Source organism: Sphingopyxis sp. H053 (genome assembly GCF_001468225.1).
Classification (GTDB): domain Bacteria; phylum Pseudomonadota; class Alphaproteobacteria; order Sphingomonadales; family Sphingomonadaceae; genus Sphingopyxis.
The window spans coordinates 124,037-135,710 of record NZ_LNRU01000011.1; the positions used below are offsets into that span (position 1 = coordinate 124,037).

The window sequence follows — 11,674 nt, forward strand, 5'->3', positions numbered from 1 at the left end:
CGGCCCGCTCCCCCACCCGGCCTCCCCACGGTAGTATCCTATGGGAGGCCGGGTGGGGGAGCGGGCCGGTGCCGCTTCCGGCGTCAGCCGGAAAACAACCAACTAATGAAAATCCCGCGACTTGGGCAGGATGCGGACATCGCGCGGATGGCCATGCTTCGCCGCATAGCCCCGCGGCAGCTGCGGATGCTTGACCTCGTCGGCGCGGCAGACGTCGGGTTCGAAACGCCGGTCGCTGCCCAGCGTATCGAGCATCGCGGTGCAATCGACGATGCGCGTCGCCATCAGGTGGATCACGCCCTCCTTGCTCCGCTGCACCTCGCCCTCGGCGAGCATGAGCCGCGACGCCATGACGGCGCGGCGATAGCGTTCGAAATGGCGCGCCCAGAGCAGGATGTTGACGATCCCGCCCTCGTCCTCGAGCGTGATGAAGATCGCATTGCCCTTGCCCGGCCGCTGGCGGATCAGCACGACCCCCGCGGTGCGGACGATCGACCCGTTCTTCGCCGCCATAACCTCGGCCGCGCTCAGCACGCCCTCACGCGCGAAATCGCGGCGCAGGAACGCCATCGGATGGCCCTTCAGCGACAGCCGCGTCGTCTGATAATCGGTGAGCACATGCTCGACCATCGGCGTCGGCGGCAGTTCCGCATCCTCCTCGGCACCGAGCTCGTCGGTTTCGGCCGCGCCGAACAGCGGCAACACGCCCTGGCGGACGCGCCGCGCGTCCCACAGCGCCGGCCGCCGTTCGAGTCCCATCGACCGGCACGCATCGGCTTCGGCGAGCAGGCGCAGCGCGCGCGGCGGCAGGCCCGCGCGGCGCGCGAGTTCCTCGACCGAGGCGAAGGATGTGGTTCGTGCCTCGACGATCTGGTTCGCCCATTCCTCGCGAAACCCGTCAACCTGCCGGAAACCGAGCCGGAGCGCGAGGCTGCCGTCGGCGCGCCGCTCAAGGCTGTTATCCCAATGGCTGTCGTTCACATCGACCTCGCGCACCTCGACACCATGCTCCTGCGCATCGCGCACGAGCTGCGCGGGAGCATAGAAGCCCATCGGCTGCGAATTGAGAATGCCGCATGCGAAGACCGCGGGATGGTAATGCTTGATCCACGACGAGACATAGACGAGCCGGGCAAAGGATTGGGCGTGGCTTTCGGGAAAGCCGTAGCTGCCGAAACCCTCGATCTGCTTGAAACAACGCTCGGCGAAGTCCTGCTTGTAGCCCCGCGCGACCATGCCGCCGATCATCTTCTCGCGGAAATTCTCGATCGTCCCGACGTTGCGGAAGGTCGCCATCGCGCGGCGCAGGCCGTTCGCTTCTTCGGGGGTGAAGTCGGCTGCCACCATGGCCAGCTTCATCGCCTGTTCCTGAAACAGGGGAACGCCGAAGGTTTTGCCCAGAACGTCATGCAATTCGTCCGGCGGGTGTGGCGGCGACGGCTCGGGAAACTCGACCGGTTCTTCCTTGTTGCGGCGGCGTAAATAAGGGTGGACCATATCGCCCTCGATCGGGCCGGGGCGAACGATCGCGACCTGCACGACCAGATCATAGAAAACCTCTGGGCGCAGCCGCGGCAGCATGTTGATCTGTGCCCGGCTTTCAACCTGAAACACGCCGATGCTGTCGCCCTTTTGCAGCATGCCGTACACCTCGGGATCGTCGCAATCGATGTCGACTTCCAGCGTGTGGTTCCCGAGGTCATGTTCGCGCATCAGGTCGAAGCATTTGCGGATGCAGGTGAGCATGCCGAGGGCGAGCACATCGACCTTCATCAATCCCAGCGCGTCGATGTCATCCTTGTCCCATTCGATGAAGGTGCGATCCTCCATCGCGGCATTGTGGATCGGCACCAGCTCGTCGAGCCGCCCTTCGGTCAATACGAATCCGCCGACATGCTGCGACAGGTGGCGCGGCGCTTTCAGCAGTTCACCGACGAAGCGGTGCAATCGCTCGATCTCGCCATTGTGTGGGTTGAGCCCCGCCTCGACCAATCGTTCGACCGGCACCTCGTCGCCCCAGCTTCCCCAACTCGTGTCGGCGAGGCGTGCGGTGACATCCTCGCTGAACCCCAGCGCCTTACCGACCTCGCGGATCGTGCTGCGCGGGCGATAGTGGATCACCGTTGCAGCTATGGCCGCGCGGTCGCGGCCATAGCGGTCATAGATATGCTGGATCACCTCCTCGCGCCGTTCGTGCTCGAAATCGACATCGATGTCGGGAGGTTCGTCGCGCTCGGCGGATACGAAGCGCGAGAAGAGAAGGTCGTGCTTCATCGGATCGACCGAGGTGACGCCGAGCAGGAAGCAGACGATCGAATTGGCGGCCGAACCGCGCCCCTGACACAGGATTGGCGGGTTTTGCGCACGCGCGAAGCGGACGAGATCATAGACCGTCAGGAAATAATAAACATAATCCCGCCTGCGAATCAGCCGGAGTTCGTTGCCGACAAGCTTCCTGACCTTGGGGGGCAGGGGTGTGCCATAGCGGCTCTCCGCCGCAGTCTTCACCAGATGGTGAAGATAGGAAAATGGCTTCCAGCCCGGCGGTACCGGTTCGTGCGGATATTCGTAGCGCAGGTCTTCCAGATCGAAGTGGATGCGCGCGAGCAGCTTCGTGCTTTGCTCGATCGCTTTGGGATAACCATCGAACAACCGCTTCATTTCAGCAGGCGTCTTCAGATGGCGTTCGCCATTGGCGCGGAGGAGCTTGCCCGCTTTCAGGACCGTCGTTCCTTCGCGGATGCAGGAGATGATGTCGTGGAGTGGGCGCTGCCCTATGGTCGCGTAGAGCGCGTCGTTGGTCGCGAGCAGCGGGACACCCGTCGCTGCCGATAGGTGCTGCAGTTTCGCCAGCCGGCGCGCATCCGTGCCAGATTGCGGCATCGTTGCGGCCAGCCACACCGATTTCGGCCTTGCGCGTTTGAGGGTGCGGAGCAGTTCCTCGTCGCCCTCCATCGCGATCAGCAGCAAATCTTCGCAATGGCCGAGCAAGTCCTGGAGGCTGAGAATGCAGTCGCCCTTCTGCGCTTGCAGATTTCCCACCGAAAGAAGGCGCGTCAACCGTCCCCAGCCGTGGCGGCTGGCGGGATAAGCGACGATATCAGGCGTGCCGTCGGCAAAGACGAGCCTCGCTCCGACCACTAGCCGGAAGCCCTCCACCATCTCTGGCTTCTTCACCTGTTGTTCTTTCAGGAACGCCCACGCCCGCACCACCCCCGCGACGCTGTTGCGGTCGGCGATACCGATGCCTTTCATGCCGAGGTTGATCGCCTCCGCAACCATTTCGGCGGGATGCGATGCCCCGCGCAAAAAGCTGTAATTGGTCGCGGCGACCATTTCGGCAAAACCGGTTTCGGGAGCCTCGCTCATGCGAAAACCCCGTGGATATACCAGCGCGGGTCGGGCTTTTCGTCGTAGAGGCCGTGGCGAAAGAGCCAGAAGCGGCGGCCCTGCGCATCCTCGACGCGGTAATAGTCGCGCGTCAGCCCGCCATTGTCGCGGCGGCGCCACCATTCGGCGGCGATACGTTCGGGGCCTTCGTAACGGCGGATCGCGTGCGTCGCGCGGCGCCAGCGGAAATGGTGCGGCGGGCCGTCGGGCACCTCGGCGATCACCTCGATCGGCTGCGGCGGATCGAAGAGGTGGAAGGGACGCGTCGGCGGCTCGCCTTCCTCGGGCGCGGGCCAGGCCAGCGGGAGCGGGGCGTCGGCTGCGGGCAGTTCGAGCTGCGCCTGTTCGGGGATATGCGTATCGGCAGGGCGCAGTCGCCGCACCCGCCCGCGTCCGAGCCGCGTCGTCAGCCGGTCGGCGAGTTCGTCCATCGCCGCGCCTTCGTTCGCCGTGCGGACCGCGCCGCCCTCCAGCTTCAACTGCGTCGCGGTCAACCGCTCGAGCCGCGGCACCGCGAGGCGGATCATGTCGAAACCGAAACCGGGGTCGAGCGGGTCGGCGAGGCTGTCCATACGCTCGGCGAACAGGCGCATCACCAGCCCCGTGTCGCGCGTCGGGTGGCCGGTTTCGATCGCGATGCTGCGCGCGAGGCCATCGCTGCGAAAGAAGGTCGCGCGGAAATGGCGCCCGCCCTTGCCGCGTTCGCCAAGCTCCTCGATCGCTTCGCCGGTGAGTTCGGCTAGCACTTTGGTGGCGTGCGCCGTGCTGCCGAGCGGCTCGGCGAAGCGGCGTTCGGCGACCACGGGCGGCAGGGCGATGCGCGGGGCGAGCGGGCTGGGCGCATCGCCGAGCAGACGGCGCAGCGCCATCGCGGCGTCGGCGCCGAAGCGCGCGGCGATATTCGCCATCGGGCGGCTCGCGAGGTCGCCGATCGTCTTGAGCCCTGCGCGGACCAGCGCGGTGGTCGCTTCGGCTTCGAGTTCGAGCGCGGCGACGGGCAGGCGGCGGATCGCTTGCCCTTCGTCGGGGGCAGGGCGCGTCTGGTAGCGCGCGAGTGCGCGCGCGGCATCGGCGGTCGGACCGAGCGCGTGGCGCAAGGTCATGCCGAGCCGCGCGAGGCGTCTCTCGGCATCGCGCACGAGCTCCGCCTCACCGCCGTACAGATGTTCGGCGCCCGCGATGTCGAGGATCAGCCCGTCGGGTGCGTCGAGCGAGACGAGCGGCGAGTAGCGCGCGCAGCCCTGCGCGAGCCGGTCGAGCCAGTCCTGGTCGAGCACCGGGTCGTGCGGGACGACGGTAAGCTCGCCGATCTGCGCGCGCGCATCGGCGAGCGGCATGCCGACGCGCAGCCCGACGGCGAGCGCCGCGGCATCGACGCTGGCGAGGCGCATCGCGCCGCGCTGCTTCTCGGCGAAAACGAGCGGCGCGTCAGGCGGCCGCGGCGCCGTGCGAAGCCATCGCTCGGCGGGCAGGAAGGGGAAGAAGAGCGCCAGATAGCGCCGCTTCGTCGGCATTTGGCCCAAAAGCTTTTTCGTCATGGTTCCAGTCCAGTCGCCAGCGGGCGGGCGCAGCGCCGCCGCGCCAGCGCAGCAATTCGAGGTCGAAGGCGGGCGCGCCGGGGGCGTTCGCTTCGAGCGCGTGCGAGGCGGCGGCGGCGACACTCCAGCGCGTCTCGGCGACGCTCGGCGCCGGCGCGGCATTGAGCCGGAGCATCAGCAAGATCGTCCCCGCATCGCGCGCGCCGAGCGCGAGGCGGCGCCCCGCGGTGAGGTCGAGCAAAGGGAATTTGCCCCAGCTTTCGACGATCACCGCCGCCGATCCCGCACAGCGGATCGCATCGTTCGCGCAGGCGAGCAGCATCTTCGGATCGGTGGTCTCGACGAGCAAAAGCCGGTCGGGGTCGCCGCCGAGCTCGGCAATACCGGGGGCATAGATATGGCCCGTGCGCTTGCCGGCATCGCTCGTGCGCAGCCAGATCAGCGGCGCCTTGCCGGGTGTGCGCAGCGCGATCAGCGCGGCGAAGGCGGCGGCGCTCGTCGCGTCGAGCGCATCGGCGGCGAAAAATTCATGGGTGCGCCCAATCATCAGGCCGCCGCCGATCGCGGCGTCGAAGGACGCGTGCCCGCTCGCCAGCCAGCCGTCGGCCCGGCGGCTTTCGAAACCGCCATTGGCGGCCAGCCGGGCGATGCGTTTGCGCAGCCCGGCGAGTTGGGAAGACGACTCGCGCATCATTTGTTCCTGATATGTTCTATTAGCGCGCGAGCGGGGTCGATTGTCAAGATGAGTCAGTCGCTCCCGTTCCGTCACCCCGGACTTGATCCGGCATCCATTCCGGCGGCGTGGTCGTGGACCCCGGATCAAGTCCGGGGTGACGAAGCTATTGGGGTGCAGGCGCGGCCGAACCCGCGCTGCTGTCGCCGCCCAGCGTACGGAACAGCGCGATTCGCGTGCTGACGAGCAGCAATTGCGTCCCGACCTCGCTCCGCCGCGCCGAATAGAGGCTGCGCTGCGCGTCGAGGCTGGAAAGGAAGCTGTCGACGCCGCCCTTGTAGCGCGCGTCGGCGAGCGTCGCGGTGTCGGCGGCGGCTTCGGTGTTCGCCGCCGCGGCGCGGGCGCGCTCGGAAATCGTGCCCTGCACCGCGAGCGCGTCGGCGACCTCGCGGAATGCGGTCTGGATCGCGCCTTCATAGCCCGCGAGCGCGGCGTCGCGCTGCGCTTCGCTGACTGCGACACCCGCGCGGCGGCCGCCGGCGTCGAAGATCGTCGCGGTCGCGTCGCCGCCCGCCGACCAGTTGAACGACCCGCTGTCGAACAGGCCGGAGAGCGCGTTGCTCGCAAAACCGAGCAGTCCGGTGAGCGAAATCGACGGGAACAATTGCGCGCGCGCGACGCCGATGTCGGCGTTGGCGGCGCGCAGGCCATATTCGGCCTCGATCACGTCGGGACGGCGGAGCAGGATTTCGGAGCTGACCCCGGCGGGCAGCGACACGATCGCGGGCGTCACTTCGGTGAGGCTCGCGGGCAGCAGCGTCCGGTCGACATCGCCGCCGACGAGCAGGCGGATGAGATTCTCATCCTGCGCGAGCGCGGTCCTTTGCTGCGCGATCGAATCCTCGGCGGTCGCGAGGATCTGTTCGGCCTGGCGCAGATCGGTGCGCGGCGCGACGCCGCCGTCGAGCCGCGCCTTGGTCAGCCGCACGCTCTCGCGCGCATTGGTGGCGGTGTCCTCGGCGATTTTGAGCAGATCGCGGTCGGCGCCATAGGTCGCCCATGCGTCCGCGAGATTGGCGATCAGCGCTAGCCGCATGGTGCGCGACGCCGCCTCGGTGCCGAGCGCGCGATTGCGGTCAGCTTCGGTCGCGTTGGCGAGCTTGCCGAACAGGTCGAGTTCGAAAGCGGTGATGCCGCCGCGCAGCGAGAAATCGCCGCTGCCGTTCGTGTTGCCGCCGCCATCCGAATAGCCTGCGCCGGCGCTGATCCCGAGCTCGGGGAATTGCCCCGATCGCGTGACGCGGACCTGCGCGCGCGCCGCGGCGACATTGGCGTAAGCGACGCGGAGGTCGCGGTTGTTCGCGAGCGCCTGATCGGCCAGCGACTGGAGTCGCGGATCGGTGAACACGCTTTTGTACGAGAGGATCGGCAGCGCCGCCTCGCTCTGGAGCAGATAGGCGTCGCCGGCGGGCCAGCTTTGCGGGACGGGCGGCGCCGGCAGCACCGTCTTCGGCGCGAGCGAGCAGCCGGCCAGCATCAGCGTACTTGCCATCAGCAGGGCGCGGGCGTGGATCATGCCGGCACCTCCGCCGCGCCTTCACCCTTGTTCTTGCCGAAGCGCGCGCGCGCCGCCGCGAGGCCGTCGCGCACGCCGCGGCGGACGAGGACGAAGAAGAGCGGGATAAAGAAGATCGCGAGGAAGGCGGCGGTGAGCATGCCGCCGATCACCGAGGTGCCGATCGCGACGCGGCTGTTCGCACCCGCGCCGGTCGCGATCGCGAGCGGCAGCACGCCGAAGATGAAGGCAAAGCTCGTCATCAAAATCGGGCGCAGGCGGATGCGCGCGGCGGCGATCGCAGCCTCGATCACGCGTTTGCCTTTGCGCTCTTCCTGCTCGGCGAATTCGATCATCAGGATCGCATTCTTCGCAGCGAGCCCCATCGTCGTGAGCAGACCGATCTGGAGGTAGACGTCATTCTCGAGCCCGCGCAGATTGACGGCAAAGATCGCGCCGATCAGCCCGAGCGGAATGACCAGGATCACCGCGAGCGGGATCGTCCAGCTTTCATAAAGCGCCGCGAGGCAGAGGAAGACGACGAGCAGCGACAGGCCATAGAGCAAGGGCGCCTGTCCCGACGAGAGGCGCTCCTGATAGGAGGAGCCCGACCAGGCGACGCTGGTGCCGGGGATCTCGTTCGCCATCCGCTCCATCTCGTCCATCACCTCGCCCGAGCTGGTGCCCGGCGCGGGCTGGCCCGAGATTTCGAACGCGGGCACGCCCTGGAAGCGCGAGCTGCTGCTCGGCGTCGTAGACCAGCCGGTCTTGGCGAAGGCGGAGAAGGGCGACATTTCGCCGTCGGCCGAACGGACATACCATTGGCCGAGGTCTTCGGGCCGCGCACGATAGGGGGCGTCGCCCTGGACATAGACGCGCTTGACGCGGCCCTTGTCGATAAAGTCGTTGACGTAGCGCCCGCCCCACGCGGTTGCGAGCGTCGAATTCACATCGGCATTGTCGATGCCGTACGCCGTCAGCCGCTGCGTATCGATATCGATCTTCAGCGTCGCGACGTCGGGAAGGTCGGACAGGCGCACCGAGGTCAGCTTCGGATTCGCATTCGCCGCGGAAAGCAGTTTTTCGCGTGCTTCGGCGAACTCTTCGCGGCTCATCCCGCTGCGGTTCTGAAACTGCATCGTGAAGCCCGACGAATCGCCGAGCCCGCGCACCGCGCCGGGGACGAGCGCAAAGATCTGCGCGTCGCGGAGGCCGCTCAGCGCCTTGCGCGCGCGTTCGGCGATCGCATCGGCGGTATTCTCCTTGCCCGGGCGGTCGTCCCAATGGGTGAGGTTGACGAAGCCCTGGCCGGTGTTCTGCCCCGAAGCGCCACCGCCGCCGCCCCCCGCGATCAGAAACAGCGCCTGCGTGTTCGCCTTTTCCGCTGTGAGCATATATTTTTCGATTTCGTCGCGCACTTCGAGCGTACGCGCCTGCGTCGCGCCCGCGGGCAAGCGAAATTGCACCGAAACGCGTCCCTGATCCTCGTTGGGCAGGAAGCCGCTCGGCAGGCGCAGGAACAGGACGACGAGCAGGACGAGCAGCACGGCGTAGATGCCGAGGAAGAGCCATTTGCGGTCGACGACCTTGGTAACGCTGCCGACATAGCGGTCGACCGACCGGTCGAAGCGCGTGTTGAAGCCGGTCTTGGCGCGTTCGAGCAAGGCACGCGCGCGCGGGAAGCGCCCGCCCTCGGCCGGAGCGTCGCCATGGCTCTTCGGCTTGAGTAGCGTCGAGGTGAGTGCGGGGCTCAGGATCAAGGCGACGAGCACCGACAGCGCCATCGCCGACACGATGGTGACCGAGAATTGGCGATAGATGACGCCGGTCGACCCGCCGAAGAAGGCCATCGGCAGGAACACCGCCGACAGCACGAGCGCGATCGCGATCAGCGCGACCTGCAGCTCCTTCATCGACTGGATTGTCGCGTCGCGCGCCGACATGCCCGGGTTTTCTTCCATCAATCGCTCGACATTCTCGACCACGACGATCGCGTCGTCGACGAGCAGCCCGATCGCGAGCGTCAGCCCGAACAGGGTGAGCGTGTTGATGCTGAACCCCAGCATATAGAAGATGGCGAAGGTACCGAGCAGCACGACGGGCACCGCGATCGCGGGGATCAGCACCGCGCGCCAGCTTTGCAGAAAGACGAACATCACAAGGATGACGAGCAAAATCGCCTCGAACAGCGATTTTTGCACTTCGCTCACCGACAGTTTGATGAAGGCGGTCGAATCATTGGCGTAGCTGTAGGTCAGCCCGTCGGGGAAATCGGCGGCGAGCTCCTCCATCCGCGCCTTGACCCGGTCGGCGGTCTCGAGCGCGTCCGACCCCGGCGACAGCGAAATCGACATGCCCGCGCCCGGATGGCCGTTGATCCGGCTGACGACGGCATAGCTTTCGGCGCCGATCTCGACGCGCGCGACATCCTTGATGCGCACGCTCGACCCGTCGGGCAGCGTCTTCAGCACGATATTCTCGAACTCGGGCACGGTCTGCATCCGCGACTGCGCGGTGACGGTCGCGTTGAGCATCTGGCCCTGCGGCGCGGGGAGGCCGCCGACGTCGCCCGCCGCGACTTCGCTGTTCTGCGCGGTGATCGCCGAAATCACGTCGCTCGGCATCAGCGATACCGCGGCGAGCCGCTGCGGATTGAGCCAGATGCGCATCGCGTGCGGCGCGCCGAAGATATTGACCTCGCCCACCCCTTCGACGCGCGACAGCGGGTCCTGGATGTTCGACGCCATATAGTCGGACACGTCCTGGTTCACGCGCGTGTTCGTCGAATCGTAAACGCCGACGAGCAGCAGCGTGTCCGAGTTCGACTTGGTGACGCGCACGCCCTGCTGCTGCACCTGTTGCGGCAGGCGCGAGACCGCCGATGCGATCTTGTTCTGGACCTGCACCTGCGCGATGTCGGGATCGGTGCCCTTTTCGAAGATCGCGGTGATGTTCGCCTGACCGCGCGAGCTCGACTGCGAGCTGAAATAGAGCAGGCCGTCGATCCCGGTCAGCTGCTGTTCGAGCACCTGCGTGACGCTGTTCTCGATCGTTTCGGCCGACGCGCCCGGATAGGAGGCGCGGATATTGACCTGCGCCGGGGCGATGTCGGGATATTGCTCGATCGGCAGCGAAAAGAGTGCGCCCGCGCCGCCGAGCATGACGATGATCGCCAGCACCCAGGCGAAGATCGGCCGGTCGATGAAAAGGCGCGACATAAGAGGCTACTTGCCCTTGGCTTGGGCGTCGCCGCCCTTCGGAGCACCGACGCGCTGCGCGCTGCTCGCGGGCACGGGGCGGATCGGCGCCCCTTGCCGCAGATTGCCGATGCCCTGCGTGATCACGCGGTCGCCGGGTTTCAGCCCGTCGGTGACGACCCAATTGGCGCCCGAGGTGCGGTCGGCGACGATCTTGCGCCGCGCCGCCTTGTTGTCCTTGCCGACAAGATAGACGAAGGCCGACCCGTCGAAATCGCGCTGCACCGCGGCCTGCGGCAGCAGGATCGCCGTCGGGTTCACCGCCTGGTCGAACAGCGCGGTCACAAACATGCCGGGCAGCAGGATGCCCCTGGGATTGGGGAAGCGCGCGCGCAGTGTGACGGTGCCCGTCGCCTCGTTGACAGTGACGTCTGAAAACTGGACTACGCCGGCAAAGGGGTAGGCGCTGCCATCCTCCATGCGCAGGCGCACCGAGGTGCTGCCCGCGGTGACCCCGCCGCTTTCGATCGCCTGGCGCAGCGTGGTGAGCTCGGCGCTCGACTGCTGCATGTCGACATACATCGGATCGGTCTGCTGGATCACCGCGAGCGGGCTCGCCTGGCTCGCGCTGACGAGCGCGCCGGGGGTCGCGAGGCTGCGGCCGATGCGGCCGCTGATCGGCGCGGTGATCGTCGCAAAACGCAGGTTAATGCGCGCGGTTTCCAGCGCGGCGCCATTCTGCGCGACCGCGGCGCGCGCCATCCGCGCCTGCGCGAGCGCGTCGGTGTAATCCTGCTCGGCGACCGCCTGCATCTTGGCGAGCGGTTCGAGCCGCCGCGCGCGTTCGTCGGCGGCCTGCGCGCTCGCGCGGGCGCTCGCGAGGTTCGCGGCGGCCTGGTCGACCCCCGCCTGATACAGGCTCGCGTCGATCTGGTAGAGCGGCTGGCCGGCGCGCACAAAGCCGCCTTCGGTGAACAGGCGGCGACGGATCAGGCCATTGACCTGCGGGCGCACTTCGCTCGTCTCGAACGCGACGGTGCGTCCGCCGAGCGACGAGGTGACGGGCACCGGCTCGACCTTAACGGCGACATAGCCGACCTCGGGCGCGCCGCGGCCATTCTTGCTTTCATCCTGACCCGAGCAGGCGCCGAGCGATAGAGCCGCGGCACACAGCACTCCGGTCAGCGACAGCGACCTTTTGTCCAGCATAGTTGGTTGTTCTCGTATCGGTTCGCCGGGAGGCGGGGGAGGTTGCGTCCTTTCAACCCATTGGATTGCGCCATGCAAGCGCAATGCAAGCGATGCGACAAATTACGACAAT

6 protein-coding genes are annotated in these 11,674 nt (G+C 67.1%); all 6 read right to left on the reverse strand.

Going from position 1 to position 11,674, the window contains the following annotated elements; all coding sequences use genetic code 11:
- Nucleotides 1–102 precede the first annotated feature (102 nt).
- A complete protein-coding gene (locus ATE70_RS19585) occupies nt 103–3,369 on the reverse strand; it encodes an error-prone DNA polymerase (RefSeq protein ID WP_058539365.1) in 3,267 nt (1,088 codons plus the stop codon).
- Nucleotides 3,366–4,904, reverse strand: coding sequence for a Y-family DNA polymerase (locus ATE70_RS19590; RefSeq protein WP_058539366.1), 1,539 nt, complete (start codon nt 4,902–4,904; stop codon nt 3,366–3,368). Before ATE70_RS19590 ends, ATE70_RS19585 begins: the two co-directional genes overlap by 4 nt.
- Entirely contained in the window at nt 4,819–5,619 is an 801-nt protein-coding gene (locus tag ATE70_RS19595) for an ImuA family protein (RefSeq protein WP_058539401.1), read from the reverse strand. Before ATE70_RS19595 ends, ATE70_RS19590 begins: the two co-directional genes overlap by 86 nt.
- A 148-nt stretch (nt 5,620–5,767) precedes the next feature.
- On the reverse strand, nt 5,768–7,177 hold the full coding sequence (locus ATE70_RS19600) for an efflux transporter outer membrane subunit (RefSeq protein ID WP_058539367.1): 1,410 nt from the start codon (nt 7,175–7,177) through the stop codon (nt 5,768–5,770).
- Complete coding sequence (locus tag ATE70_RS19605; RefSeq protein ID WP_058539368.1) at nt 7,174–10,374, reverse strand: efflux RND transporter permease subunit; 3,201 nt, start codon at nt 10,372–10,374, stop codon at nt 7,174–7,176. The genes ATE70_RS19600 and ATE70_RS19605 overlap by 4 nt, the downstream gene beginning before the upstream one ends.
- A 6-nt stretch (nt 10,375–10,380) precedes the next feature.
- Nucleotides 10,381–11,562 (reverse strand): efflux RND transporter periplasmic adaptor subunit, encoded by a 1,182-nt coding sequence (locus tag ATE70_RS19610; RefSeq protein WP_058539369.1) that lies wholly within the window; start codon nt 11,560–11,562, stop codon nt 10,381–10,383.
- Nucleotides 11,563–11,674 lie beyond the last annotated feature (112 nt).

What these genes read in the sequence shown, in the direction of transcription:
- ATE70_RS19585 (WP_058539365.1), bottom strand. Translation starts at nt 3,369, where the DNA reads ATGAGCGAGGCTCCCGAAACCGGTTTTGCCGAAATGGTCGCCGCGACC.
- ATE70_RS19590 (WP_058539366.1), bottom strand. Translation starts at nt 4,904, where the DNA reads ATGCCGACGAAGCGGCGCTATCTGGCGCTCTTCTTCCCCTTCCTGCCC.
- ATE70_RS19595 (WP_058539401.1), bottom strand. Translation starts at nt 5,619, where the DNA reads ATGCGCGAGTCGTCTTCCCAACTCGCCGGGCTGCGCAAACGCATCGCC.
- ATE70_RS19600 (WP_058539367.1), bottom strand. Translation starts at nt 7,177, where the DNA reads ATGATCCACGCCCGCGCCCTGCTGATGGCAAGTACGCTGATGCTGGCC.
- ATE70_RS19605 (WP_058539368.1), bottom strand. Translation starts at nt 10,374, where the DNA reads ATGTCGCGCCTTTTCATCGACCGGCCGATCTTCGCCTGGGTGCTGGCG.
- ATE70_RS19610 (WP_058539369.1), bottom strand. Translation starts at nt 11,562, where the DNA reads ATGCTGGACAAAAGGTCGCTGTCGCTGACCGGAGTGCTGTGTGCCGCG.